The organism is Kitasatospora sp. NPDC059795 (assembly GCF_042732175.1).
GTDB lineage: Bacteria > Actinomycetota > Actinomycetes > Streptomycetales > Streptomycetaceae > Kitasatospora.
The window spans coordinates 191,302-216,082 of sequence record NZ_JBHWID010000013.1; the positions used below are offsets into that span (position 1 = coordinate 191,302).

The 24,781-nt window shown below is 72.8% G+C and carries 24 protein-coding genes; 4 read left to right on the plus strand and 20 right to left on the minus strand.

All coding sequences use genetic code 11. From position 1 onward, the window contains the following. The first annotated feature begins 13 nt into the window (after positions 1–13). Complete coding sequence (locus ACFV4P_RS25595; RefSeq protein ID WP_380474855.1) at positions 14–1,753, plus strand: DHA2 family efflux MFS transporter permease subunit; 1,740 nt, start codon at positions 14–16, stop codon at positions 1,751–1,753. A 25-nt stretch (positions 1,754–1,778) separates the two neighbouring features. On the opposite strand, the gene ACFV4P_RS25600 is transcribed toward ACFV4P_RS25595, so the two are convergent. The 5 genes from ACFV4P_RS25600 to ACFV4P_RS25620 all read right to left on the minus strand — a co-directional run bounded on the left by ACFV4P_RS25600 (position 1,779) and on the right by ACFV4P_RS25620 (position 7,437). Next, positions 1,779–2,777, minus strand: coding sequence for a LuxR C-terminal-related transcriptional regulator (locus ACFV4P_RS25600; RefSeq protein ID WP_380474856.1), 999 nt, complete (start codon positions 2,775–2,777; stop codon positions 1,779–1,781). A gap of 153 nt (positions 2,778–2,930) precedes the next feature. Beyond that, positions 2,931–4,790 carry a BTAD domain-containing putative transcriptional regulator gene (locus ACFV4P_RS25605; protein ID WP_380474950.1) on the minus strand — a complete coding sequence of 620 codons (1,860 nt, stop codon included), beginning with the start codon at positions 4,788–4,790 and terminating at the stop codon, positions 2,931–2,933. 59 nt (positions 4,791–4,849) lie between these two features. After that, positions 4,850–5,065 (minus strand): hypothetical protein, encoded by a 216-nt coding sequence (locus ACFV4P_RS25610; RefSeq protein ID WP_380474858.1) that lies wholly within the window; start codon positions 5,063–5,065, stop codon positions 4,850–4,852. Positions 5,066–5,231: 166 nt separating this feature from the next. Further along, positions 5,232–5,534: a hypothetical protein gene (locus ACFV4P_RS25615; protein ID WP_380474860.1), complete on the minus strand. Its 303-nt coding sequence runs from the start codon at positions 5,532–5,534 to the stop codon at positions 5,232–5,234. A 202-nt stretch (positions 5,535–5,736) separates the two neighbouring features. Next, positions 5,737–7,437 (minus strand): carbohydrate binding domain-containing protein, encoded by a 1,701-nt coding sequence (locus ACFV4P_RS25620; RefSeq protein WP_380474862.1) that lies wholly within the window; start codon positions 7,435–7,437, stop codon positions 5,737–5,739. 284 nt (positions 7,438–7,721) lie between these two features. On the opposite strand from ACFV4P_RS25620, the gene ACFV4P_RS25625 reads away from it, so the two are divergent. Next, positions 7,722–8,603 (plus strand): phosphotransferase enzyme family protein, encoded by an 882-nt coding sequence (locus ACFV4P_RS25625; RefSeq protein ID WP_380474864.1) that lies wholly within the window; start codon positions 7,722–7,724, stop codon positions 8,601–8,603. A 3-nt stretch (positions 8,604–8,606) separates the two neighbouring features. On the opposite strand, the gene ACFV4P_RS25630 is transcribed toward ACFV4P_RS25625, so the two are convergent. Further along, positions 8,607–9,821 (minus strand): LCP family protein, encoded by a 1,215-nt coding sequence (locus ACFV4P_RS25630; RefSeq protein ID WP_380474866.1) that lies wholly within the window; start codon positions 9,819–9,821, stop codon positions 8,607–8,609. Between the two features lie 29 nt (positions 9,822–9,850). Further along, a complete protein-coding gene (locus ACFV4P_RS25635) occupies positions 9,851–10,390 on the minus strand; it encodes a SigE family RNA polymerase sigma factor (protein ID WP_380474867.1) in 540 nt (179 codons plus the stop codon). A gap of 178 nt (positions 10,391–10,568) precedes the next feature. Between ACFV4P_RS25635 and ACFV4P_RS25640 the strand changes: the two genes are divergently transcribed. Further along, complete coding sequence (locus tag ACFV4P_RS25640) at positions 10,569–11,123, plus strand: GNAT family N-acetyltransferase (RefSeq protein WP_073818443.1); 555 nt, start codon at positions 10,569–10,571, stop codon at positions 11,121–11,123. A 49-nt stretch (positions 11,124–11,172) separates the two neighbouring features. Here ACFV4P_RS25640 and ACFV4P_RS25645 read toward each other — a convergent pair whose 3' ends face one another. From ACFV4P_RS25645 to ACFV4P_RS25665, 5 genes are all read right to left on the minus strand, one after another. Continuing rightward, a complete protein-coding gene (locus ACFV4P_RS25645; protein ID WP_380474870.1) occupies positions 11,173–12,348 on the minus strand; it encodes a S8 family serine peptidase in 1,176 nt (391 codons plus the stop codon). Between the two features lie 112 nt (positions 12,349–12,460). After that, positions 12,461–14,860, minus strand: coding sequence for a glycoside hydrolase family 65 protein (locus ACFV4P_RS25650; RefSeq protein WP_380474872.1), 2,400 nt, complete (start codon positions 14,858–14,860; stop codon positions 12,461–12,463). Next, positions 14,857–15,603: an HAD family hydrolase gene (locus ACFV4P_RS25655; protein ID WP_380474874.1), complete on the minus strand. Its 747-nt coding sequence runs from the start codon at positions 15,601–15,603 to the stop codon at positions 14,857–14,859. Before ACFV4P_RS25655 ends, ACFV4P_RS25650 begins: the two co-directional genes overlap by 4 nt. Before the next feature lie 63 nt (positions 15,604–15,666). After that, positions 15,667–16,248, minus strand: coding sequence for an SRPBCC domain-containing protein (locus tag ACFV4P_RS25660; RefSeq protein ID WP_380474876.1), 582 nt, complete (start codon positions 16,246–16,248; stop codon positions 15,667–15,669). Positions 16,249–16,346: 98 nt separating this feature from the next. Beyond that, positions 16,347–16,817 carry a carboxymuconolactone decarboxylase family protein gene (locus ACFV4P_RS25665; protein ID WP_380474878.1) on the minus strand — a complete coding sequence of 157 codons (471 nt, stop codon included), beginning with the start codon at positions 16,815–16,817 and terminating at the stop codon, positions 16,347–16,349. 50 nt (positions 16,818–16,867) lie between these two features. Between ACFV4P_RS25665 and ACFV4P_RS25670 the strand changes: the two genes are divergently transcribed. Beyond that, positions 16,868–18,292 carry a PLP-dependent aminotransferase family protein gene (locus ACFV4P_RS25670; protein ID WP_380474880.1) on the plus strand — a complete coding sequence of 475 codons (1,425 nt, stop codon included), beginning with the start codon at positions 16,868–16,870 and terminating at the stop codon, positions 18,290–18,292. Positions 18,293–18,296: 4 nt separating this feature from the next. Here the strand turns inward: ACFV4P_RS25670 and ACFV4P_RS25675 are convergent, their stop codons facing one another. The 8 genes from ACFV4P_RS25675 to ACFV4P_RS25710 form a co-directional block, all read right to left on the minus strand. Beyond that, complete coding sequence (locus tag ACFV4P_RS25675) at positions 18,297–18,461, minus strand: DUF6126 family protein (RefSeq protein ID WP_157815763.1); 165 nt, start codon at positions 18,459–18,461, stop codon at positions 18,297–18,299. A gap of 37 nt (positions 18,462–18,498) precedes the next feature. Further along, positions 18,499–19,104, minus strand: a complete 606-nt coding sequence (locus ACFV4P_RS25680; RefSeq protein ID WP_380474882.1) for a helix-turn-helix domain-containing protein — start codon at positions 19,102–19,104, stop codon at positions 18,499–18,501. Positions 19,105–19,222: 118 nt separating this feature from the next. Further along, positions 19,223–20,935 (minus strand): pyruvate dehydrogenase, encoded by a 1,713-nt coding sequence (locus ACFV4P_RS25685; protein ID WP_380474952.1) that lies wholly within the window; start codon positions 20,933–20,935, stop codon positions 19,223–19,225. A gap of 140 nt (positions 20,936–21,075) precedes the next feature. After that, a complete protein-coding gene (locus ACFV4P_RS25690) occupies positions 21,076–21,336 on the minus strand; it encodes a hypothetical protein (protein ID WP_380474884.1) in 261 nt (86 codons plus the stop codon). Positions 21,337–21,405: 69 nt separating this feature from the next. Then, a complete protein-coding gene (locus tag ACFV4P_RS25695) occupies positions 21,406–22,494 on the minus strand; it encodes a cytochrome P450 (RefSeq protein ID WP_380474886.1) in 1,089 nt (362 codons plus the stop codon). Further along, the gene (locus ACFV4P_RS25700) at positions 22,479–23,885 is read right to left on the minus strand and encodes a cytochrome P450 (protein ID WP_380474888.1); all 1,407 of its coding nucleotides are present in this window, start codon (positions 23,883–23,885) and stop codon (positions 22,479–22,481) included. The genes ACFV4P_RS25695 and ACFV4P_RS25700 overlap by 16 nt, the downstream gene beginning before the upstream one ends. Next, a complete protein-coding gene (locus ACFV4P_RS25705) occupies positions 23,882–24,478 on the minus strand; it encodes an ATP/GTP-binding protein (RefSeq protein WP_380474890.1) in 597 nt (198 codons plus the stop codon). The genes ACFV4P_RS25700 and ACFV4P_RS25705 overlap by 4 nt, the downstream gene beginning before the upstream one ends. Next, positions 24,456–24,773 (minus strand): DUF742 domain-containing protein, encoded by a 318-nt coding sequence (locus tag ACFV4P_RS25710; RefSeq protein WP_380474892.1) that lies wholly within the window; start codon positions 24,771–24,773, stop codon positions 24,456–24,458. The genes ACFV4P_RS25705 and ACFV4P_RS25710 overlap by 23 nt, the downstream gene beginning before the upstream one ends. Between the last annotated feature and the right edge of the window lie 8 nt (positions 24,774–24,781).

A 24,781-nucleotide genomic window follows, 5' to 3' on the forward strand; every position in this document is an offset into this window, starting at 1 on the left:
AGGACCCGCGAAGATGCCCACCAAGCAGCCCGCCCGCACCACGGTGAACGCGGCCAAGGGCAAGGCCCGCCGCAATCCGGGCCCGGCGCGCAAGCCCGCCGCGAAGCCCACCGCCGCCGCCAAGCCCACCGCCAAGCCCACTGCCACCGCCAAGCCCGCCGCCGCCGCGAAGAAGAAGCCCGCCGCCCCGAAGACCACCGAGCCCGCAGCCGTGGTCGAACAGGCCGTCGCCGTCGCCGTCGCCGAGCCGGAGGCCCCCGAAGCTCCCGGAACGCCCGAGGCCGACGCGAAGGCCGACGCGAAGGCCGACGCCCCGGCCGGCCAGTCCGGCCAGTCCGGCCAGGACGGCGGAGGCCCGTCCAAGTCCGCGCTGATCACCATGGCCGTCGCCATCGGCGGCGGGTTCATCGCGATGCTGGACACCACCATCGTCAACGTCTCCATGCAGGAGACCACCGCCCGATTCGGCGGCATCAACCAGGTGCAGTGGGTGGTGACGGCCTACCTGCTGGCGCTCGCGGCGACCATGCCAGCGACCGGCTGGCTGTCCACCCGGTTCGGCACCAAGCGGGTGTTCGTCGCGGCGACCACCCTGTTCGCGCTGGGTTCGCTGGGCTGCGCCGCCGCCCAGTCGCTGGACCAGCTGATCGTGTTCCGCGGCGTGTCCGGCGCGGCCGCCGGCATCCTGACCCCGGCGTCGACGATCCTGCTGACCCGCGGCGTGCCGCGCGAGCACCTGGGCCGGGTGCAGGGCCTGAACGGCTCGGTGATGCTGATCAGTCCGCTGCTCGGCCCGACCATCGGCGGTCTGCTGGTCGCCCTGGGCGGCTGGTCGGCGGTGTACGTGGTGAACATCCCGTTCTGCGCGGCGCTGCTGTTCGCCGCCGTGCGCTGGGTCCGCAAGGACGCCCCGCCGGCCGGCAGCGCGAAGCCGCTGGACCTGGTGGGCCTGGTCTCCTCGGCGACCGCCACCGTCTCGCTGGTGCTGGCCATCCACGAGTACGCCGACCAGGGCGCGAAGGCGAGCGTCTCGCTGCTGCTGCCGCTGGGCCTGGCCGTGGTCGGTGCGGCGGTGTTCGTGGTGCGCGAGCTGAAGGCGAAGTTCCCGCTGCTGGACCTGCGGCTGTTCCGCATCCCGGTGTACGCGACGGCCGTGGTGAACATCTTCTGCCTGGGCTTCGTCCTGTACTCGCCGATGATGCTGATCCCGCTGTACTTCGAGGACGCCCGCGGCGAGTCCGCGGTGACCACCGGTCTGCTGATGTCCACCGGCGGCCTGGGCGTGGTGACCGCGGCGTGGCTGTCCCGGGTGCTGCTGCGGAAGATCGGCGGCGGTGCGACGGTGCTGATCGGCATCAGCATGACGATCCTCGCGACCATTCCGATGACCGGCCTGACCGGCACCACCGCGTACCCGCTGATCTGCGGCAGCCTGGTGATCCGCGGCCTGGGCACCGGCCTGACCATCGTCCCGACGATGACCCGGGCGTTCCAGTCGATCCGTCAGGAGTCCATCCCGGACGCCTCCGCGCAGCTCAACCTGACCCAGCGGATCGGCGGCGCGCTGGCCATCGCGGTGGTCACCGTGGTGCTGACGGACTCGGCCCGCAGCCACCACGGCATGGTGCCGGCCGCGTTCGCGCACTCCTTCGGCTGGCTGCTCTGGGTCTACGGGGCGACGCTGCTGCCCGCGGTGGCGCTCCTCCTCGCGGACCGGATGGAGAAGCGCCAACTGGCGGCGCAGCAGGCCTGATCGGCCATCGGCACGACGCCCGCGGTCAGCGCGTGGCGGGGAGCCAGCCGTCCTGGACGGCGTGCACCCCGGCCTCGAACCGGCTGCGGGCGTCCAGGCGTTCCATCAGGTTGGCGGCGAACCGGCGGGCGGTGCGCGGGGAGACGCCCATGCGCTTGGCGATGGCCTCGTCGGTGTGGCCCTGGGCGAGCATCTTCAGCACGGCGAGCTCGTGCGGGGCCATCTCGTCGGTGTCGCAGCACCGGGGCGCGTCGCCGACCGGGATCGCGCTCGCCCACACGCCCTCGAACAGCGCGCACAGCGCGGCCACCGTGCCGGCGCCGCGCAGCACCACCGCGCCGGCCCGGGCGTCCTCGGTGTCGATCGGGAGGACGGCCTGCTGCCGGTCGAAGATGATCATGCGGATGGGGAGTTCGGGCACCGTGCGGACCTGGCCGCCGCGCAGGTTCAGCCAGTTCACGTGGTCCAGGGTCGGCCGGTGGTTGCGGACGCTGTCCAGGTAGACGGTGCGCATCTGGACGCCGCGTTCCAGCAGCGCCGTGTTCGGCTGCCGGCTGGCCCGCAGGTCCTCCTCGGTGTGGGCGCCGCCGGGGGCGAAGGTCGCCACCTCGTGGCGCACCGACCCGGCCAGTTCGGCCAGCCGCTCGCGGATCATCTCCGGCCCGTTCAGCTGCTCTGACGCCGCGTCGGTGGCGGTCGGCCGGAACGCCGAGCACTCCGCGATCAGTTGGGCCGCCGCGGCCCGCGACGCCTCCACCCGCAACTGCTGGGCGGCCAGTTCGGCCTGCTGACGCGCCAACAGCACTTCCATCGCGGTCTCCGGCCCCACTGCCCGGAACCCGATGCCCTCCCGGCCGGACGGCTGGATCAGGGCGAGTTCGCTCAACCGGTCCAGGCCGGTGCGCACTCTCTCCTCGGTGAGGCCCAGGGCCGCCGCGAGGGCGCCGACACCGGCCCGCGGATCGGCCAGCATCCGGCGGTATATGGACTCGGCCTCCGCATCGAGCCCCAGAACATCCAGCATGGATCGGTCCCCGTTTCGATCAGCGCCAGTAAGAACTACATCTTTTCCTGAGCTTACTGACACACGGCAACCACACCCTGACCCGAACATTCCGGAAACATGTCCGAACAACGGCGGTGCGGACACAACCGGGGAAACCTTCTCCGAATCCGCTCAGAGCGCCGCGGCGACCACCGGCCGACCGACCGTCAGAACCGTTGCGGACCCGGCCGCGTCGGGCGGATCGGGCAGCAGCCGCGAGCAGTCCCGCACCAGGCTGTGGAACGAGAACAGCGCAGAACCCTCCTGCCGGATCAGGTTGTTCTCGAACAGCGCGTCGAGGCAGCACTCCACCTCGTCCGCGCTCAACCCGGTCACCGCCGCCGCCCGGTCCACGTCGAACGCGTCGACCGGCTGACGACTCATCAGGCAGCTGAACCGCTGCTGCACCCGGTCCAGGTACTGGTAGGACGCGCGCAGCAGCGCCATCAGGTCGCGGTCCGAGGTGCGCAGGCAGCGCGCCCGCCGCGCCGGGTCGGCCAGCCGCTCCACCAGGTCCGCGACCGACCACGCCGGACGGTCCCGCAGCCGGGTCGCGGCGATCCGCACCGCCAGCGGCAGGTAGCCGCACAGCGCCGCCGCCTCCGCCGCCCGGACCGGCTCCCGCGCCACCCGGCGCTCCCCGGCCACCCGGGCGAGCAGTTCCACCGCGTCACCCGGCGGCAGCACGTCCAACGGCAGCGCCACCGACCCGTCCAGCGCGCTCAGCTTCCGGCGGCTGGTCACCAGCACCAGGGTCTCGCCGGCGCCCGGCAGCAGCGGGCGCACCTGCGCACTGGTGGACGCGTCGTCCAGCACCAGCAGGCAGCGCCGGCCCGCCAGCCGGGAGCGCCACAGCGCGGACCGCTCCTCCAGCGACGCGGGAATCCGGTCCGGCGGCACCCCGTCCGCGTGCAGCAGCGCGGCCAGCGCCTGGGCCGGCGGCACCGGCGGCCGGGTCTCGTCGAAGCCGTCCAGCGCGGCGAAGAACTGGCCGTCCGGGAAGTCGGCGGTCACCCGGTGCGCGAGGCGCACCGCCAGGGTGGTCTTGCCGACGCCGCCCATGCCGTCGATCGCCAGCATCAACGGCGCGCCCGCCGCCCGCCGGGCCACCGCCTCCTGGAGCAGCGCCAGTTCGCCGGTGCGGCCGACGAAGTCCGCGAGGTCGTGCGGCAGGCAGTTCGGCCGCTGCCCGGGCGCCGGGGCCGTCCCGGCGGACGGCCGCGCCGCCGGCTCGGCGACCGGCTCGGGCGTATCGTGCACGCCGGGCGCGTCGGCGAGGATCTCCGCCTGCAGGGCCCGCAGTTGGGGGCTCGGCTCCAGGCCGAGTTCGTCCGCCAGGAAGCGGCGGCCCTCGTCGTACACCGCCAGCGCGTGCGCCTGCCGTCCGCTGCGGCACAGCGCCGTCATCAGGCTCCGCCGCAGCGAGTCGCGCAGCGGGTACTCCGCCAGCAGCGCCGTCAACTCGCCCACCAACGAGGAGGTCTCACCGACCTTCAGGCGCAGCGCCATCAGGTCCTCGATCGCGGTCAGCCGCTGCTCGTGCAGCTTGACCGCCGCACTGGTCACCGCCGGGCAGTGGATGCCCGCGAAGGCCTCGCCGCGCCACAGGTCGACCGCGGACTGCAGCAGCCGGATCGCCTCCGGGAACCGCCCGTCGCGTTCGGCGGCCCGGGCCTCCCGCACCTGGCGGGTGAAGCGGTGCGAGTCCACCGCGTCCTCGGGCGCCACCAGCCGGTACCCGACGTCCACCGTCACCAGCCGGTGCTCGCCGGCGGCCAGCACCCGTCTCAGGTCGCGGATCGCGTTGTGCACCTGCGGTCTGGCCGACGGCGGCGGGTCCTCCCACAGCTCGTCCACCAGGAAGTCCATCGGCACCACCCGGCCGGCGTTCAGGAGCAGCAGCGCCAGGAGTCTCTGCTGCCGCATGCCTCGGACGTCCACCAGGACGCCGCCCTGGCGCGTCTCCAGCGCGCCCAGGACCAGGAATTCCATCGTCTTCACCCCCGTGAGTGCGATCGGTCGGATGTGCTCGTCGGTGTGCTCGGTGGTGCTCAGCCGCCCCAGGTGACGTCGCCGTTCGGGCCGACGACCGCGGTCGGGCCGTCCGTCGGGGTCAGCGGCGGGAGGTCGGTGTTGCTGCCGACCTGGCCCCAGGTGACGTCGCCGGCGACATTCCCGGAGTATTCGACCGACGTCGCCGAAATGGCCACGGCGGCAATTGCGGCGACCGAGAAAGCGACCAGCTTGGAGACACGGGTGACCAGCACGGGAATTCTCCTCGGAAAGTGTGGTGAGTTTCTCCGGGTGATTTCTCCGGAGTTTTTGTCGGCGGCTGCTCCCGCCGACACCACTACTCTGCTGCCTCCGTGCCCCGGAGGGAACAGGAGTCGACTGGACGGAACATGCACTGTCCTAAGCCGTCCACGCCCACCGCTACTCGAAGCCCCACCAGGGTCCCGGAACGAGGGCCGCGCCCACCGACAGCACGGCGAAACCGGCCAGCGCGGGCTCCCCTTCGACGGCCCGCCGCACCAGCGCGCCGGTCCGGCGCTCGGCCTCCAGCAGGGACGGCGCCAGCGTGAACACACCCACCGTGACCTCGGCGGACACGGTGCGGTGCACGCTCACGTGCTCCAGTGCGTCCAGGTCCTCGGCATGGGAACGGATTAATTTCGCCAGGTCGGGAGGAGTGCCTCGACCGACCGGCGCGCGAAGTCGTGCGTGAACCAGATGCATACTCCCATCTTCGGCTCCGCCACTAGGTGCCCGAACGACATCGTCCTGGTCGATTTATGACATGGCATAAAACGACCAGGCGGGGTATCCGGCGATATCGGGCGGAAACGGCGGCAGGGCCCCGGGAGCGATCCTCCGCTCCCGGGGCCCTGCCCGGTGTCACGTGTCCACAGGCCTGTGGACAGCCGCTACGGCTCGGACGTCAGCGGCCCTGGAGCGCCTTGACGTTGTCGCCGAAGGTCCAGCCCTTCGAGCCGTCCCAGTTGATCGACCAGTCCATCAGGCCCTTCAGCTGCCCGTTGAAGGCGCTCCACGACTGGCTGACCAGGCCGGGAGCCATGTAGCCGCCGCCCGCACCCGGCTGGGCCGGCAGGCCGGGGACCTGCTTGTCGTACGGGACCTTGATGGTGGTGCCCTGGATGGTCAGGCCGTTGTTCAGGCAGGTGGTCTGCGCGGTGAAGCCCTGGACGGTACCGGCCGAGTACGAGTCGCCGGAGCAGCCGTACATGGAGCCGTTGTAGTACTGCATGTTCAGCCACCACAGCCGGCCGTTGTCCACGTACTTCTTGATGATCGGCAGGTACGAGCCCCAGATCGAGCCGTAGGTGACGCTGCCGCCGGTGACGTACGCGGTCTCCGGGGCCATGGTCAGGCCGAAGCCGGCCGGCATCTGGGAGAGCACGCCGTCGATGATGCGGATCAGGTTGGACTGCGAGGGGGACAGCGTGCCGATGCTGCCGCTGCCGGACAGGCCGGTCTCGATGTCGATGTCGATGCCGTCGAAGTTGTACTTCTTCAGGATCGGCACCACGGTCGCCACGAACCGGTCCGCGACGGCGCTGGAGCTCAGGTCGATGCCCGCGGCCGCGCCGCCGATCGACATCAGGATGGTCGCGCCGGCCGCCTTGGCCTGGCACATCTCGGCCGGCGTGGAGACCTTCACGCCACTGTCCATGCCGTCCTGCCACAGCACGGTGCCGTCCGAGAGGATCACCGGGAACGCGGCGTTGATGACGTTGTAGCCGTGCTGCGCCATCCGGCTGTCCGTGATCGGCGTCCACCCCATCCCGGGGTGCACGCCGTTGGACGCGCCGTCCCAGTTCTCCCAGTACCCCTGCAACACCTTCCCGGCCGGCTTCGGCTTGGTCGGGCAGGTGGCGTCACCCGAACTCGGGCTGGACGACGGGCTGCTGGACGGGCTGCTGGAAGGGCTCGACGACGGGCTGCTCGACGGGCTGCTGGAAGGGCTCGACGACGGGCTGCTCGAAGGGCTGCTCGAAGGGCTCCCGCTCGGGCTTCCGCTCGGCGACGGGCTGCTGCCGCCGGGGCCGGTCAGCGAGATGTCGTCCGCGTAGTACGCGGGCTGCCCGTACCAGCCGTGCACGAAGACCGTCACCGAGGTGGTGCTCGCGCCGGTGGTGAAGCCGACGCTGAGCTGCCCGTACGTGGCGTTGTTGGCGGTCCAGGTGGTCGGCGAGGTGGTCAGGCCGTTGCCGGTGGCGCCCAGGTAGACGTAGCTGCCCTGGACGAACGCGCTCAGCGTGTACTGCGAGTTGGGCTGCACGCTGATGGTCTGGCTGCACTGGGCGGTGTCCTGGCCGCCGGGGGTGGCCTGGAGCGCGGAGCTGCCGGAGTGGACGGGGCTGCCGACGACCGCGGCGCCGGAACACGTCCAGCCGGAAAGCCCGTTCTCGAAGCCGGAGTTGGCCACCAGGTTGGTGGTGTCGGCGGCGGCCGTGACCGAGCCGGCCACCGCGAGGCCGGCGCCGACCACGGCGGCGGCGCACACCCCGGCGAGGGAACGCTTGAGAACGGTCGGCCCGGGTTCGGGCCGCATCACCTGCACTGCGCGTTCCACGCCCGCCCCTTGCGGGCGTGACGTGCGCGAGCTCCGACGGAACATCTGGTGCTCCCTTCCCGCCGAGCATGTGCGTGGGGGCGTGACGCCCGGCTCTGGGTGAGGTGGGTACATGTGGGGCTGTGCCGACCGGATCGTAAAAGCGCTGGCAGAGCCCGTCAATAGGTCTGGACCAAAGGCAAGGGTGGTCTGGACCATCGGCGAGGGAGAGCCGGTCGGCGGGGGCGAGCGGCCCCGAATTCCCCTGCGCCGTAAGCAGGGTGGACACTGGCCGGGTGCGCCCTTCCGGCGTCGCGCACCCGGCACCATTCGGAAGAGAGGGCCTGGACGTGGACTGCCGAAACCCCGCCGGACTGCTGGCCGAGGCCTGCGCCGCCGCCGGTCGCCCGAGCGCCGGCGCGGAGCTGATCCGGGCCGGCGAGAACACCCTGTGGCGACTGCCCGGCAAGGTCGTCGTCCGGATCGCCCGCACCGGCCAAACGGCCGTCGCTGCCCGCGAGTTGACGGTCGCCCGATGGCTGCGCGGCCACCGCGTCCCGGCCGTCCGCCCGCTCGACCGGCCGGCCGGTCCGGTCGTGGTCCGCGGCCGCCCCGTCACCTTCTGGCACGAACTCCCCCCGCACCGGCACGCCACCGCCCCCGAACTGGCCACCGCCCTCCGCCGGCTCCACCGACTGCCCCCGCCCGACACCGACCTGGGCACCCTCGACCCGTTCGTCCGCCTCGCCACCCGGATCGACGACGCCGCCACCCTCGACGCCCCGGAACGCGACTGGCTGCACGGCCGACTCGCCGACCTGCGCACCGCCTGGGCCGAACTCAACCCCGCCGCCCGGCCGACGACCGTCGTGCACGGCGACGCCTGGGGCGGCAACCTCGCGGTCACCGCCACCGCCGCCCACCTGCTCGACTTCGAACGCACCGCCCTCGGCCCACCCGCCTGGGACCTGACTTCCACCGCCGTCGCCCACGACTCCTTCGGCAGCCTCGCCGCCCCCGGCTACGCGGCCTTCTGCACCGCGTACGGCGCCGACGTCACCGAGTGGCCCGGCTACCCCGTGTTCCGCGCCGTCCGCGAACTCCGGCTCACCTGCTACGCCCTGCAGCAGGCCACCGCCGACCCCCGCCACCGTGCCCAGGCCCGCCACCGCCTCGCCTGCCTGCGCGGCGAGCACGGCCCCCGGCCCTGGCAGTGGACCGCCGTCGACTGACGGTCAGTCCACGCAGGGCACCCCGCCCAGCCGCACCGGCGCCGACGACCGCGGAGCACTGCTCACGGCGGGCGAGGACGACGGCCCCGTCCCGTCCAGGATCTGCCGCGCCGCATCCGGCACCGCCCGCAGCCTGTTCCCCTCGGACGTGGTCGGCAGCGTCGAAGCGGTGCCGCGCCCGCTCGCCAACGCCGGCACCTGCCGGGCGAAGTCGGCCGGACTCCACCCCTGATCCGTCACCAGCTCGTCCGCCAACGCGTCGTACAGCGCCTTGAGCTTCGCCGGATCCGCCAGCGCCCCGCCGTCGCGCAGCTTCGCCACCACCCCGGCCAGGAACGCCTGCGCCCGCACCGTCCGCCCCAGGTCCGAGCCGTCGCCGACGCCGTGCCGCTGCCGGACGAACGCCAACGCCTGCGCCGGGTTCAACTCCTGCCGGCCGGCGGGCAGATCGATGCCGCTCCAGCTGTCCTCCACGGCGTGGTTCAGACAGACCGGCACTCCGCCGAGCGCCTGCGCCGCCCGGTAGAAGCCGATCATCGAGAGCTCCATGTAGTGGTCGACCCGCACCCCCGTGAGGTGCTCCACGGCCCGGTACAGCGCGCCCCGACCGGCCTCCCGGGCGCGCCGGTTCAGCTCCTCCGCGGACAGGCCCTGGCCGCTCAGCCGCTTCCGTTCGGCCGCCACCGCCGTCGAGAACACCGAGTTGAGCAGCACCTTCTGGTTCTGCGGGTCCGTTGCCAGCAGGTCGCGCGGCAACGACAACTGCCGCACCTCCCCACCCCCCGCCGGGATCCGTACCAGCATCACCGTGTCGGCGGTGTCCCGGTCCGGCAGCCCGGCGTGCAGATCGCCGTGCACCAGCTCCGCGGGCGCCGGCCGGCCCTGCCCGTCCACGGTGGAGTCCAGCCCCACCAGCAGGATCGTCACGTCGCTCGTCAACGGCGGCGGGGACGGGGGCGGCGAATCGGCCACCAGCAGCGCGTCCGTCCGCTGCCCCGGAATCCCGTGCGGCACCGTCAACGCCCCCGCCGTGACCACCGCGACCGCCGCCAGCGCACTCGCCAGCAGCGCCACCCGCCGCCGGGCCCGCTTGCGCCGCCGCCCGACCTCCAGCCCGCCGTCCACCAACCGCGCCGTCACCTCCGGCCCCGGACCACCGCCCGACTGCCCGAAGGCCTCCCCCAACCGCACCTCGAACTCCTCTTCCCCGCCCGTCACTTCGGCTCTCCCTCGCCCCAGGTACCCGCTCACCGCGTCACCAGCTCCGCCAGCTCCGCGCCCAACAACGCCCGCAATTTCGCCAACGCCCGCGAACAGCGGGTGCGCACCGCGGCCGAACTGTCCTTCACCATCGCCGCGGTCTCCTCCACGCTGCGGTCCTCCCAGTACCGCAGCACCACCACCGCCCGGTCCCGCGGCGGCAGTTGGCTCAACGCGTCGACCAGCGCCAACCGCAGGTCCGAGTCCGGCTCCTGCGTCACCACCTCCGGCAACGCCTCGCTCGGCCGCTCACTGCTGCTGCGCCGCCGCTGATGCGTCAGGTAGGCCCGCACCAGCACGGTCTGTGCGTACCCGGCCGGATTGTCGATCCGCCCCGCCCAGCTCGGCCGGTGCAGCCGGTGCCACTGGACGTACATCTGCCCGAGGGTCTCCTGCACCAGGTCCTCGGACAGATGGGCGTCCCCGCCGGTGAGGAAGTACGCCGAGCGGTAGAGCTGCCCGGACCGGGCCGCCGCGAACGCGACGAACTCCTCCTCCAGGGCCGCCCGCCGTCGAGCTGTGGCCACGTTTCCTCTCCCCTCGCCGAATCCGCCCTATGACGATCCGGCCCGGCCACGATGTTTCATCCCCGGCCGGAAGAATTTTCCCGACCGCCGGTCCTGTCCGGTAGCGGCCACCCCGGAGGCCCCGCCCGCTGGAAGGATGGAACAGCCCCACCGTTCGTCCCCCGCACAGGAGTTCGCCATGACCCCCGATCACGATCCACTCACCGGCAGACTCGTCCGGCTCAGAGAACTCCGCGACAGCGACCTCCCCCGGCTCACCGCCTGGTGGCGCGAACCCGGCCTCGCCATCCAGCAGCTCACCGGCCCCGTCCACCCCCAGCCCGACGGCCGCCTCGCCGACATGTTCCGCTCCTGGAGCCAGAACAACGGCACCGACCTCGGCCTCTCCGTCGAAACCCTCGACACCGAGGACCTGGCCGGCCACGTCACCCTCTACGGCGCCACCCCCAAGGACCGCTGCGCCACCCTCGCCATCATCATCGGCCCGCCCCACCAGGACCGCGGCCTCGGCACCGACGTCCTGCGCACCACCATCCGCTACGGCTTCGAGGAGCTCGGCCTCCACCGCATAGAACTCACCGTCAACAGCTACAACACCCGCGCCCTCGCCGCCTACCGCCGTGCCGGCTTCACCGAGGAGGGCCGCCGCCGCGAAGCGGTCTTCCGGGCAGGCAGCCGGCACGACCAGGTCCAGATGGGCGTCCTCAGCACCGAATGGCGCGACCAGCTGTAAGGGAGCGCACGAGGAGGGGCGCGAGGAGGTACCCCGCGCCCCCGGTCGCTCAGCCCTGGAACGCCCCGACCCCCTGCGGCGTCCCCAGGCCCGTCGGCCCGTCGTACCCCTTGCCCGCCGTGCACAGGTACGCCGGCCGGCACGTGGCCGTCGCGCCGGTGACCACGTCGTTGAGCGCCGCCGGGTGCGCGTACGGGAAGCTCGCCGGCCGGCTCCCCGCCGTCGGCGCGCCGGCCAGCGCGTACGTCGCGGCGATGATCGGCGCGGCCGCCGACGTTCCGCCGTAGGTGTACCAGCCGGAGCCGCCGTAGGTCTGGTAGACGGCGACGCCGGTCTGCGGGTCGGCGACCGCGGCGACGTCGGCGACGGTGCGGCGGGTGCAGCCGGTGTCGGTCTGCCAGGTGGGCTTGGGGAGCCTCGTGGAGCACCCGCTGCCGGCGCCCTCCGTGGTGCTGGTGGACCAGACGCTTTCGGTCCAGCCCCGCGCCGAGGGGTCCTGCCGGAGGGACGTCCCGCCGACGGCGGTGACGTGCGGCGAGGAGGCCGGGAAGATCACGCCGTAGCCGCCGTCGCCGGAGGCCACGGCGATGGCCACGCCCGGGTGGTCGAAGTAACGGCTGTCGTACGTCGCCGAGTTGACGCTCTCCGCCGCACCCCAGCTGATCGAGACGTACTTCGCGCCGAGCGAGACCGCGGTGTTCACGGCCGTCCCGAGGTCGGAGACGCTCGCGCTGTCGGCCTCGACGAGGAGGATGTGGGCGCGCGGGGCGATCGCGGAGACCATGGCGAGGTCGAGCGCCGTCTCGCCGGCCCACGCGCTGTCCGCGCGCGGGATGCGGGTGCCGCCGCGCTGGTCGGTCCTGTGGAAGCAGCCGGCGGCGGTGGTGCAGGCCGGCAGGCCGTAGTGGCTGCGGTAGACGCCGAGGTCGGCCTCGGCGTTGGGGTCGTCGTAGGCGTCGACGATGGCGACGGTGGTGCCGGCGCCGCCGTCCGCGGGCAGTCCGTAGGCGGCGAGCAGGTCGGCGGGGCCGTAGCCCTGCTGGTCGGCGGTGGCGGCGGTGCCGAGGACGCGCAGGGCGTGGCAGGTGGCGATGTCGGGGTGGGCGGGTCGGGTGCAGGTGTGCGTCCAACGGGTGGCGCCGGCGTGGTGGGGGTCGGCGTCGGCGGGGGTGGCGGCGGCGAGGGTGGTGAGCAGGGCGGCGGCGGTGAGGGCGAGGGTGTGCACGGACGGGCCTCCGGTCGGGGCTGCGGACCGGTGGCGCGCCTGGACATCCCTGCACGGCCGGTCACGGTTCGTGCAGGGAGTGTTGACGCTCCGTCAGTGTTTTATGCGTGTGTCACTCGGCCGGTAGATGGTCGACGCCGCCGATCTGGACGCCGGCCTGGCTGTGCCGCCGGGCCGGTTCGCGCCCGGGAGGCTGGGTGGGCCGTTCGCCGGGCGCGCCGACCTTCGCGGTGGGGCGGCTGACGGGCTTCCCGGTGTCGATCCGCACCGGCTCGTCGTCGTGCAGGACGGTCAGCACGCTGCCGCGGCACAGGGTGTAGGTGGTGGTGGCGTGGGTGATGTCGACCCGCAGCAGGTGCTCGCGCACGTTCATGGCGAAGCACAGGCGTTGCAGTCCGGCGGGCAGCCGGGGCCGGAAGGAGAGCTGTTCGTCGCGGTCGCGCAGGCCGCCGAAGCCGGCCACCAGGGCGATGAAGGCGCCGGCCAGCGAGGCCATGTGCAGGCCGTCGCGGGTGTTGCCGCCGAGGTCGTGCAGGTCCATCAGGGCGGCTTCGGCGGTGTAGTCGTAGGCCAGGTCGAGCTGGCCCACCTCGGCGGCGATGACGGCCTGGGTGCAGGCGGACAGCGAGGAGTCGCGGACCGTCAGGCTCTCGTAGTAGGCGAAGTTGCGGGCCTTCTGCTCGGGCGTGAAGGCGTCGCCGCGGACCTGCATGGCGAGCACCAGGTCGGCCTGCTTGACGACCTGCTTCCGGTACAGGTCGAAGTACGGGTAGTGCAGCAGCAGCGGGTACTTCTCGGGCGGGGTGGTGTCGAAGTCCCACAGCTGGTGGTCGGTGAAGCCGTCCGCCTGCGGGTGGACGCCGAGCTGCTCGTCGTACGGGATGAACATCTTGTCGGCGGCGTCGCGCCAGGCGGCGGCCTCCTCGGTGTCCACGCCGAGCGCCGTGGCCTCGCGCAGGTGCTTCAGCGCGGTGTCGGCGGCGTTCCACAGGTTGGACTGCGCCATCAGGTTGGTGAACACGTTGTTGTCGGCGACCGCGCTGTACTCGTCGGGGCCGGTGACGCCCTCGATCCGGAAGTTCCCCTTGGCGTCGTGGTGGCCCAGCGAGCGCCACATCCGGGCGGTCTCCACCAGCAGCTCCAGACCGTGCGTCCGCTCGAACTCGGTGTCGCCACTGGCCCGCACGTACCGCACCACGGCGGCCGCGATGTCCGCGCCGATGTGGAACGCGGCGGTGCCGGCCGGCCAGTACCCGGAGCACTCCTCGCCGCGGATCGTCCGCCACGGGAACACCGCACCGGCCAGGCCCAGTTGGGCCGCCCGCTCGCGCGCCATCGGCAGCGTGGTGTGCCGCCAGCGCAGCGCCTGCTTGACGGCCTCCGGCAGGCAGTACGTCAGCACCGGCAGCACGAAGGTCTCGGTGTCCCAGAACGAGTGCCCGTCGTAGCCCGGACCGGTCAACCCCTTTGCCGGGATGGCCCGTTCCTCACTGCGGGCACCCGCCTGCAACACGTGGAACAGCGCGAACCGGACGGCCTGCTGGAGTTCGACGTCGCCCTCGATCTCGACGTCGTTGTCGCTCCAGAACTTGCCCAGGAACTCCTTCTGCTCGGCCACCAGGCCGTCCCAGCCGGTGTACCGGGCCGCGGTCAGCGCCGCCTCCACCTGGTCGCGGACGGCGGGCAGCGAACGGGTCGCCGACCAGCCGTACGCCACGAACTTCACCAGCCGCAGCTTCTGCCCGGTGTTCAGCACCGTGGTGACGGTGATCCGCGCCTGGTCCTCCGAGGCCTCGGCGGCGGTGTCGATCCGCTCCGGGCCGTCGATCATGTGGTCGATCCCGGCGGCGACCCGCAGCCCGGAGAACCGGGTGCGGTGCACCAGCACGCCCTTCGTCCCGTCCGCGTGCCGCGACTCCGCCGCCAGCGGGGCCTCCAGCACCGCCGCCGCCCGCGGATCGCCGTCCCCGCCGCCGGGCAGCTGCTCGTTGGCCACCAGCTCGGACTGCAGCACGATCCGCACCGGGCCGTCCACCGCCTCGACTGTGTAGTCGATCGCGCACACCGCCCGCTGGGTCAGCGACACCATCCGCCGCGAGGAGACCCGCACCGTCCGCCCGGCCGGCGAGGTCCACTCGGCCTCCCGGTGCAGGATGCCGTCCCGGAAGTCCAAACTGCGCCGGTGGCTGCGCAGTTCGCCGTACCGCAGGTCGAACGGCTCGTCGTCGACCAGCAGCCGGATCAGCTTGCCGTTGGTGACGTTGATGACGCTCTGCCCGGACTCCGGGAACCCGTAGCCGCTCTCCGCGTACGGCAGCGGACGCAGCTCGAACACGCCGTTCAGGTACGTGCCGGGCAGGCCGTGCGGCTCGCCCTCGTCGAGGTTGCCGCGCAGGCCGATGTGCCCGTTGGACAGCGCGAACACCGACTCCGCGCGGGCCTGCCCCGGCAGGTCGAGACCGTGTTCGTTGATCCCCCACGGATCGACCGTGAACGACTCCGACGGACTCATCCGCGCTCCCCGAGCAGCTCTGCCAGGTCGTCCACCACCACGTCCGCGCCGTGCTCCCGCAACGCCTCCGCCTGCCCGGTCCGGTTCACCCCCACCACCGTGCCGAACCCGCCGGCCCGGCCCGCCGCGACGCCCGCCAACGCGTCCTCGAACACCGCCGCGTGCTCCGGGGCCGTGTCCAACTGCTTCGCCGCCGCCAGGAAGGTGTCCGGCGCGGGCTTGCCCGCCAGGTGGTCGCGGGCCGCGGTGATCCCGTCGACCACCACGTCGAACATCCCGTCGATCCCGGCCGCCTTCAGCACGTCCCGGCAGTTCGCACTGGACGAGACCACCGCACGCGGCAACCCCAGCTCCCGCAACCGCTCCAGGTACGCCACCGACCCCCGGTACGGCTGCACGCCCTGCTCACGGATCATCCGCAGCACCGTGTCGTTCTTCGCCGCCGACAGCCCGTTCACCGTCCGCGACCCCGGCGGATCCTCCGGCGTGCCCTCCGGCAACTCGATGCCGCGCGAGGCCAGGAACTGCCGGGTGCCGTCCAACCGCGGCCGGCCGTCGACGTACCGGTCGTACTCGCCGACCGGATCGAACGCGACGAACGGCGCGCCGGTGCGCTCCGACTCCGACCGCAGGAACGCGTCGAACATGTCCTTCCACGCGGCCGCGTGCACCTTCGCGGTCTGGGTCAGCACCCCGTCGAGGTCGAACAGGAAAGCCTTGATGCCGTCCGGAAGTCCCAACATGAGGCCAGTCTCACCCGCAGCCGCCACTCCATGCCGGTCATCGCCCGAAACGGCGCGTCGCGCTCACTCCGCCTCCGCCCGCAGGTGCCCCGTCGGCACGAACAACGGCTGCGGACGCCCGCTCTGCGCATAGTCCTTCAACCGGACGATCGCCTCCGCCCAGCCGCCCGCCGCGGCCGGCACCGACGCCGTGGCCTCCGGCGCCCACCCGAGATGGCGCAGCAGCAACAGCGTCCGCCGCGAGCCGTCCGGATGATCGAACAGGTCCCACGTCACCGTGGTCCCCTGCCAACTCGGCGGATACATCCCCACACTCCGCCACCCCACCCGGTCCAGGTCCGCCCGCTCACGCCGCAACCGCAACGCCTCCGGCGCATCCGGCACCGTCACCAGCAGATCCTCGCCCTCCCGCTCCACCGCGGTGCTCCACCACGACGTCAACCCCTCCCGGGTGTCCAACGCCGCCAGCAACCGCTCCCGCGACGCCGCCACATCGACCTGCAGAGCGATCTCGGCCATCGCACTCACCTCACCCCCACAATCACCCCAGCCGGGGGCAACCACCACCAGGGACAGAACAACCAGGGGCGCGGGGAACTGCGCGAAGGGGAACGCATCCGACGGCAAGATCGCGATGTGGGCCATGACTTGCCGTTGGTCGCGACCTTGCGGACGTGGTGTGCGCTTGTCGCGCAGTTCCCCGCGCCCCTGGGTTCGCGCCCTCGCGGGTTTCGCGCTGCGAGCTACCTCGGTGCGGGCGACATCCGGGTGCCGACGCCGACGCGGTTGAGGGCGTTGATGGTGATGATCATGCCGAGCAGGTTCGCCAGCTCCGTCTCGGAGAAGTGCTTCGCGGCCTCGTCGTACACGTCGTCCGGCACATGCGTGGAGGCGACCAGCGTGACGGCCTCGGTGAGGGCCAGCGCAGCGCGCTCGCGGGCGGTGAAGAACGGCGTCTCCCGCCACGCGGCCAGCGTGTGGAGGCGGTGCTCGCCCTCGCCGTGCTTGAGGGCGTCGCGGGAGTGGATGTCGAGGCAGAACGCGCAGCCGTTGAGCTGGGAGGCGCGCAGGTTGACCAGGTCGGCGATGACCGGGTCGCCGAGGCCGGCCTGGGCGAGGCGGTCGAGAGCGATCAGGTTGCGGTGGAACTCGGGGACGACGCGGGCGAAGGCGATGCGCTGGGCAGGGGCGGGAACGGTCTCGTGGTCGGTCATGGCCCCCACGCTAGGCGGGACGTGTCCCGGTGGTGTGGTTCATTTGAAGGATGAGTTCCTGGGCCACTTTCGGTGGCGACCTGCACCTCGACCTGACCGCCGGCCGCGCCCGCGGTCTCGGTCTGCGCGCCGCCCTGGAGGACGCGCTGCGGACGGCCGTGCGCGACGGGCGCCTCGCCCCGGCGACCCGGCTGCCGTCCTCCCGGGCGCTGGCGACCGACCTCGGGATCGCCCGCAACACCGTCGCCGAGGCGTACGCCCAACTCGTCGCCGAGGGCTGGCTGATGTCCCGTCAGGGGTCGGGCACGGTGGTCGCCGAGCGCGGCCCGCAGTCCACGCCGGCGGTCCCGCCGCCGGGGCTCCGGCCGCCGCCGGCCGTCCGGTACGACCTGAAGCCGGGCTCGCCGGACCTGAGCCGGTTCCCGCGCGGGGCGTGGCTGGCCGCCGCGCGGCGGGCGATGGCCAAGGCCCCGCACGACGTGTTCGGGTACGGCGACCCGCGCGGGCTGATCGAGCTGCGCCGGGCGCTCGCCGGGTACCTGGCCCGGGCCCGCGGGGTGCGCACCGACCCGGAGCGGCTGCTGATCTGCTCGGGCGTGCAGCAGGGGCTGGCCCTGGTGTGCGCGGCGCTGCGCGAGCAGGGCCTGCGGGCCGTCGCGGTGGAGGCGTACGGGCTGCCGCCGCAGCACGCGGTGATCGCCGCGCAGGGGCTCCCGATGCGCCCGCTGCGGCTGGACGACGGCGGCGCGGTCACCGGCGAACTCGCCCGTACGGACGCCGGGTTGGCGCTGCTGACGCCCGCCCACCAGTTCCCGCTCGGGATGCCGCTGCGGGCGGGCCGGCGGGCCGGGGCGGTGGACTGGGCGCGGCAGGTCGGCGGGTACCTGCTGGAGGACGACTACGACGGCGAGTTCCGCTACGACCGGCACGCGATCGGGGCGATGCAGGCCCTGGACCCGGAACGGGTGGTGTACGCGGGCACCGCGTCCAAGTCGCTGGCGCCGGGCGTCCGGCTGGCCTGGCTGGCGCTGCCGGCCGCGCTGGTGGAACCGGTGATGCGGCACAAGCGGCTGGCGGACGGGCAGAGCGGCACCCTGGAGCAGCTGACGCTCGCGGAGCTGATCGACTCCGGCGGCTACGACCGGCACATCCGGCGCAGCCGCCACCTGCTGCGCCGGCGCCGCGACCGGCTGGTCGAGGTGCTCGCCGGGCGCGCCCCGCGGGTGCGGGTGACGGGGATCAGTGCGGGCCTGCACGCCGTCCTGGAACTGCCCGAGGACTCCCCGGGCGAGGACGAGCTCCAGGCCCGCGCGTTCCGGGCCGGCCTGCGGGTGCACACCCTGGGGTGGAGCCGGGCCGAGGGCGCGAACCGGCCGCCGGAGCGGCCCCCGGCGCTGGTGATCGGCTACGGCACGCCGCCCGACCACGCCTTCGAGGCCGCGCTGGACGCGCTGTGCGCGGTGCTCGGCCCCTGAGCGATCACTTGCCGTGGCGGCCGACGTAGAACAGCAGGAACAGGAAGCCCACGAAGCCGTGGCCCGACACGATGTAGATCCACACCCGGATCCACACCCGGTTGGAGGCGCGGTAGCCCGCGTCGACGGTCTCCTTGTACTGCGGAACGGCGGGCTTGGTGTCGGCCATGGCGGTCTCCTGACGGTGTGGCGGACGGGTTCGGGGGCTACAGGCGCGGTGCGTCGCCGAGGCACAGGTCGCCGGCGGGGCTCTGCAGCAGGGTGTGGACGAAGATCAGGTCGAGTCCGGTGTCGGAGTCGGCCGCGATGCAGTGCGGGGTGAGCGAGTCGAAGTGCGCCGAGTCGCCCTCGCCGAGCAGGTGCACCCGGTCGCCCAGGGTGAGCTTCATCCGGCCCTTGGTGACGTACAGCCACTCCTCGCCGGGGTGCACCCGCACCACGGCGTCCTGCGAGCTCGGCGGGACGTGCACCCGCAGCGCCTGCATGGCCCGGCCCGGGGCGCCGGCGCGCCGGTACCCCCAGCCGCCGGCCCGGCCGGGCTCGACGACGCCGCCGCGGATCACCGGATCGGGCTCGGCCACCTGCTCGCCGAGCAGCCCGGACACGCTGGTCCCGTACGCCCGGGCGAGGCCGAGCAGCACCGGCAGCGACGGCTGACGCCTCCCGGTCTCCAGGCGCGACAAGTAGGCTGGCGAGAGGCCGACCCGGGCCGCCGCCGCCTCCAGCGTGAGCCGGCTGGAGACCCGCTGCTCCCGGAGTCGCGCGCCGAGGCCCGCGACCTCGTGCTCGTCGACCGGTGGACTGTCTGTCATGACTCCAGTCCACACCCTCCGTGCCTCACAGGCAACAAACTTGCCCCACAGGCAAACCGGGTGACTTCCCCCTTCGTTCCCCAGTCTCCTCGGCCCTTATCCGGCCCGCAGCCGCAGGTCAGGGGCGCGGCACATTGCGCAGGTTGGACCGGGCCAGGTCGACCATCTTGCCGACGCCGCCGCTCAGCACCGTCCGTCCGGCGGCCAGCGCGAAGCCCTTGACCTGGGCGGCCGTGATCCGCGGCGGGATGGACAGCGCGTTCGGGTCGGTGACCACGTCCACCAGCGCGGGGCCGGGCCGCTCCAGCGCGTCGACCAGCACCTCGCGGACCTTCGCCGGGTCGGTCACCCGCTTCGCCGGGATGCCGCAGGCCCGGGCGATCGCCGCGTAGTCCACGTCGCCGTTGTCGATCTCCCACTCCGGGTAGCCGGAGACCAGCATCTCCAGCTTGATCATCCCGAGCGCCCCGTTGTTGAACACCACGGTCTTCACCGGCAGCCGGTGCTTGGCCACCGTCAGCAGCTCGCCCAGCAGCATGCCGAGCCCGCCGTCGCCCGACATCGACACCACCTGCCGCCCCGGGAACGCCAGTTGGGCCCCGATCGCGTGCGGCAGCGCGTTCGCCATCGAGCCGTGCAGGAACGAACCGATCACCCGCCGCCGCCCGTTCGGCGTCAGGTAGCGGGCCGCCCAGACGTTGCACATGCCGGTGTCCACGGTGAACACCGCGTCGTCCGCCGCCACCTCGTCCAGCACCGACGCCACGAACTCCGGGTGGATCGGCCGGTGCTTCTCGATGCCCTTGGTGTACGCCCCGACCACCGTCTCCAGCGCCCGGCAGTGCCGCGTCAACATGCCGTCCAGGAAGGACCGGTCGGCCTTCTGCTCCAGCAGCGGCAGCACCGCCCGCAGCGTCGCCGCGACATCCCCGTGCACCGCCAGCTCCAACGCCGTCCGCCGGCCCAGCCGGGTCGCGTCGTGGTCCACCTGCACGGTGCGGGCCTGCGGCAGGAACGAGTCGTACGGGAAGTCGGTGCCCAGCAGCAGCACCAACTCGGCCTCGTGCAACGCCTCGTGGCATGCGCCGTAGCCGAGCAGCCCGCTCATCCCGACGTCGTACGGACTGTCGAACTGCACCCACTCCTTGCCGCGCAACGAATGCCCCACCGGTGCCTGCAGCACGCCCGCGAGCTTCATCACCTCCTCGTGCGCGCCCCGCACCCCCGCCCCCGCGAACACCGCCACCGTCGCCGCCGCGTTCAGCGCCTCCGCGAGCGCCTGCACCTGCGACCACGGCGGCGCGGCCACCGCCTGCTCGGTCAGGAACGTCGAACGGCCGGTCGGGGACGGGGCGGGCAACGCCGCGATGTCGCCCGGGAACGCCAGCACCGAGACGCCGCGGGCGCCCAGCGCGTGCTGGACACCCACCCGCAGCAGCCGCGGCAGCTGCGCCGGGTTCGACAGCAGCTCGCACCAGGCACTGCAGTCGGTGAACACCCGCTCCGGATGGGTCTCCTGGAAGAACCCCGTCCCGATCTGCGCCGACGGAATGTGCGACGCCAACGCCAGCACCGGCACCCCGCTGCGATGCGCGTCGTACAGCCCCTGGATCAGATGCGTGTTCCCCGGCCCGCAACTGCCCGCGCACACCGCCAGCCGCCCCGTCAGCTCGGCCTCCGCCGCAGCCGCGAACGCCCCCGCCTCCTCGTTCCTGACGTGCACCCAGGCAATCCCCTCCGCCCGCCGAATCGCATCCACCACCGGATTCAGGCTGTCCCCCACCACCCCGTAGACCCGCTCCACCCCCGCCTGCTGAAGCACTTCCACCATCTGCTCGGCCACGCTGCCCACGGGGACCACCTTCACGCCACGGGAACTTTCGGACGAAGCCGACGATAACGGTCGAAGCAGGACATGGCGGGGCGCGAATTCAGGGAGAGCACCACCACCTGGTTTCGCGCCCCGGGTGGTCAGTGCCGGTCGAGGCTCGCGCCCAGCGCCTCGCACACCCCCGTCGTGCGGTCGACCGTCTCGCCGACGATCGGGTAGTTGGCGAGGTCGCGGTGGCAGAGTTCGGACGCGGGGGGCATGCCGTCGAGGTAGCCGTTCTCCATCCCGTGGATCTCGTCGAGGCCGCTGACCTGGAGGATCGGGGCGGCGGCGGCAGCCGGCGTCGCGCCGAGGGCGAGGCCGGAGAGGGTGAGGGCGGCGAGCGCGGTGAGCTTCTTCATGCCGGTGCAACGAGAGCCGCCCCCGCCCGGTCACGTGTGGTGACCCGGCGGGGGCGGCGACGGGGAGGGTCAGGAGGTGCGGACCAGCAGGGTGCTGACGCTGTTGCTGACGAAGGAGGCGATCGGTCGCGGGTCCGCGCCGTCGGCCATGCGGAGGCCGGGGAAGCGGGCGAAGAGCTCGCGCAGCGCCGTCTCGGCCTCCAGTCGGGCCAGCGCGGAGCCGATGCAGAAGTGCGGCCCGTGCCCGAGCGCCAGGTGGCGGTTGTTGGTGCGGGTCAGGTCGAAGCGGTCGGCGTCCTGGTAGTGGCCGGAGTCGCGGCCGACCGCGGCGTACGAGGCGAGCATGGCCTCGCCCTGCCGGATCAGGACGTCGCCGACCTGGATGTCCTCGATGGCGTAGCGCATCGGGAACTGGCCGACCGGGCCGTCGTAGCGCAGCGTCTCCTCGACGACCGCGGACCAGGTGACGGTGCCGTCCAGGACCAGCGCCAGCTGGTCGGGGTGGGCGAGCAGGGCGCGCACCGCGTTGCAGATCAGGTTGAGGGTGGTCTCGTGGCCGGCCACGACGAGCTGCATCAGGATGCCGATGAGCTCGTCCTCGCTGAGCCGGTCCTGCTCCTCGCGGGCGGCGATCAGCGCGGTGGTGAGGTCGTCCGCGGGCTCGGCCCGCTTCGCGGCGGCGACCTGGGCCAGCAGCCCGCCGAGGGCCATCGCGGCGGCCGCGCCGGAGCCGGGTTCGGCGGAGGAGCTGACCAGGGTGTTGGAGAACTCGTGCAGCCGGTCCTGCTGGTCCTCGGCGAGGCCGAGGAGTTCGCCGATGACCTGCATGGGCAGCGGGTAGGCGAAGTGGGTGCGCAGGTCGAAGTCGCCGTCGAGGGCGGCGACGCCGTCCAGCAGGCGGGCGACGCGCTGTTCGATGGCGGGGGCCAGGGCGGCGATCCGGCGCGGGGTGAGCGCCTGGGTGACCAGGCCGCGCAGGCGGCGGTGGTCGGTGCCGTCGGAGGTGGTCATGCCGGGCACGGTGATGAAGGTCATCAGCGGCCAGCCCTCGGGGAGCCGGCCTTCCCGGTACAGGTTCCAGTGCTTGGCGTTCTTGCCGACCCGCGGGTCCGCGAGCAGCTCCTGGAGGGTGTCGTGGTGGGTTATCGCCCAGACCACCACTCCACCAGGTAGCTCCACCAGCGTGGCCGGTCCGTTGGCGCGGAGGCGCTCGTTCTCGGCGTGCTGGTCGGCCCCGACGGGGTCGAGTCTGACGGGCTGGAGCTGCTCTGCGGTGTCCATTCGGTCCTCTCGGGTGGGGCGGGGCGGGGCGGGACGAAGGCGCTGTACAGCACCGGCAGGCTGACCAGGGCGCGCGACCAGGGCGACGGGCGCCACTTCAACTCGTGGGCCGGGATGGCGAGTTGGAGGTCCGGAAGGCAGTGAAGCAGGGTCTCGATCGCGGTCTCGACGATGAGCCGGGCCGGGTCCTGCGCGGGGCAGACGTGCCGGCCGGCGCCCCAGGCGAGGTGGGCCCGGTTGCCGGAGATGCCGTCCGGGCCGTGCGCGGCGGGGTCGTCGTTGGCGCCGGCCAGGCCGAGCACCAGCATGTCGCCGGCGCTGATGTACTGGCCGCCCAGCACGGTGTCGGAGACCGCCCACCGGCCGGGGAAGTTCTGCACCGGCGGGTCGCGCCACAGCACCTCGTCGAGGGCGTCCGAGACGGTCGCCCGGCCGCCGGTCAGGGTGGTGCGGAAGCGGCGGTCGGTGAGCAGCAGCCGGACGGTGTTGCCGATCCAGTTGATGGACGACTCGTTGCCGGCCACCAGCATCACCATCAGGTTGTGCACCATCTCCTCGTCGCTGAGCCCGGCCGGGTGGGCCAGCAGCCAGGACACCAGGTCGGCGCCGGGCTGCGCGCGCCGGCTGACCACCAGGTCCATCAGCAGGCCGAAGAACTCGGCGGCGGCGCGCTGCGAGTCCTTGCTGCTGTCGACCAGGTCGGTGATCAGCCCGACCAGGCGCGGGCCGTCCTCCGGGGGCAGGCCGAGCTGCCGGGTGAACACCAGCAGCGGCAGCCGTCGGGTGAACTGGGCGACCAGGTCGGCGGTGCCGTCCGGGCCCCAGCTCTCGATCAGCGCGAGCGCGGCCTCCTCGGTGGTCTCCCGCAGCTGGTGATGGTCGACCATCCCCAGCGTGTCGGCGACCGCGCTGGACAGCCGGTGGTGCGCGGCGCCGTCCATGCTCTGCAGGGTGGGGCGCCACATGGTCATCGGGATCAGGTGCGAGTCGGCCCGCAGCCGGCCCTCCTGCTGCACCCGCCAGCGCCGCGAGTCCTTGGAGAACAGCGCCTCGTTGCGGGTCAGTTCGAGCATCTCCTGGTAGCCGAGCACCAGCCAGGCCTCGACCCCCGGCTCCAGCTCGATCGGCGCGACCGGGCCGTGCTGGGCGCGCAGCCGGGCGTACAGGCTGTGCGGGTTCTCGGCGACCGCCGCCCCGTACAGCGGGTTGCCCCGGTCGCTGGTGTACGGGCAGCCGGCAGCGGCCGCCCGGTGGTCGGGGACGGTCATGGCAGCTCCAGGGCGGCGGACCGCAGGTGGTCCACGAAGTCGATCAGCAGCCGGCGCGCGGCGTCCTCGTCGCGGACGTCGCAGGCCAGGATCGGCACCTCGGGCAGCAGGTCGAGGGCGGCCCGCAGTTCCTCGTCCGGGTAGTCGGGGGTGTCGGGGAAGACGTTGACGGCCACCGCGAACGGGATGCGGTGTTCCTCCAACAGGCCGAGGATGTCGAAGGACTCCTCGATCCGGCGGGAGTCCACCAGTGCGATCGCGCCCAGCGCGCCGTGCGACAGGTCCTCCCACAGCGGCCAGAACCGCTGCTGACCGGGCGTGCCGAACAGGTACAGCGCCAGGTGCTGGTTCAGGGTGATCCGGCCGAAGTCCAGCGCCACCGTGGTGGTGGTCTTCTGCGGACGGCCCGTCAGGTCGTCCACGTCGGCGCCGGCCGTGGTCATCGTCTCCTCGGTGCGCAGCGGAGTGATCTCGCTCAGCGCACCGACCAGCGTGGTCTTGCCGACCCCGAACGGGCCGGTGACCAGGATCTTGACCGCCCCCTGGACGGTGGACGGCAGATAGGTCGGCTCAACGGAGCTGTCGGAGGCCAACCAGCACCTCCTCGAGCAGCGAGAGCGAGACCTGCTCGGCCTGCCGCACCGGCGGCAGGACCTGTACGGCCCCGAGGTCCAAGAGATCGCCGAGCAGCACCTTCACCACACTGATCGGCAGGCCGAGGTGGGCGGCCACCTCGGCTATCGACAGCAGTTCCCGGCACAGCGCCAGGATCGACTGCTGCTCACGGTTCAAGGCCGTACGGTCGACCGCGGCCCCCGGCAGGGTCCGCACCAGGCTCTCGAACTCCAGCACGTTGCGGCTGGCCCGGCTGCGGCCGCCGGTGATCACGTAAGGCC

Bases quoted from the DNA above. Each gene is read 5' to 3' on its own strand.
- ACFV4P_RS25660 (WP_380474876.1), bottom strand. From the start codon at position 16,248: ATGGCCCACATCGCGATCTTGCCGTCGGATGCGTTCCCCTTCGCGCAG.
- ACFV4P_RS25690 (WP_380474884.1), bottom strand. From the start codon at position 21,336: ATGAAGAAGCTCACCGCGCTCGCCGCCCTCACCCTCTCCGGCCTCGCC.
- ACFV4P_RS25650 (WP_380474872.1), bottom strand. From the start codon at position 14,860: ATGAGTCCGTCGGAGTCGTTCACGGTCGATCCGTGGGGGATCAACGAA.
- ACFV4P_RS25665 (WP_380474878.1), bottom strand. From the start codon at position 16,817: ATGACCGACCACGAGACCGTTCCCGCCCCTGCCCAGCGCATCGCCTTC.
- ACFV4P_RS25595 (WP_380474855.1), top strand. From the start codon at position 14: ATGCCCACCAAGCAGCCCGCCCGCACCACGGTGAACGCGGCCAAGGGC.
- ACFV4P_RS25675 (WP_157815763.1), bottom strand. From the start codon at position 18,461: ATGGCCGACACCAAGCCCGCCGTTCCGCAGTACAAGGAGACCGTCGAC.
- ACFV4P_RS25640 (WP_073818443.1), top strand. From the start codon at position 10,569: ATGACCCCCGATCACGATCCACTCACCGGCAGACTCGTCCGGCTCAGA.
- ACFV4P_RS25670 (WP_380474880.1), top strand. From the start codon at position 16,868: ATGAGTTCCTGGGCCACTTTCGGTGGCGACCTGCACCTCGACCTGACC.
- ACFV4P_RS25700 (WP_380474888.1), bottom strand. From the start codon at position 23,885: ATGACCGTCCCCGACCACCGGGCGGCCGCTGCCGGCTGCCCGTACACC.
- ACFV4P_RS25680 (WP_380474882.1), bottom strand. From the start codon at position 19,104: ATGACAGACAGTCCACCGGTCGACGAGCACGAGGTCGCGGGCCTCGGC.
- ACFV4P_RS25655 (WP_380474874.1), bottom strand. From the start codon at position 15,603: ATGTTGGGACTTCCGGACGGCATCAAGGCTTTCCTGTTCGACCTCGAC.
- ACFV4P_RS25600 (WP_380474856.1), bottom strand. From the start codon at position 2,777: ATGCTGGATGTTCTGGGGCTCGATGCGGAGGCCGAGTCCATATACCGC.
- ACFV4P_RS25620 (WP_380474862.1), bottom strand. From the start codon at position 7,437: ATGTTCCGTCGGAGCTCGCGCACGTCACGCCCGCAAGGGGCGGGCGTG.
- ACFV4P_RS25615 (WP_380474860.1), bottom strand. From the start codon at position 5,534: ATGCATCTGGTTCACGCACGACTTCGCGCGCCGGTCGGTCGAGGCACT.
- ACFV4P_RS25605 (WP_380474950.1), bottom strand. From the start codon at position 4,790: ATGGAATTCCTGGTCCTGGGCGCGCTGGAGACGCGCCAGGGCGGCGTC.
- ACFV4P_RS25685 (WP_380474952.1), bottom strand. From the start codon at position 20,935: ATGGTGGAAGTGCTTCAGCAGGCGGGGGTGGAGCGGGTCTACGGGGTG.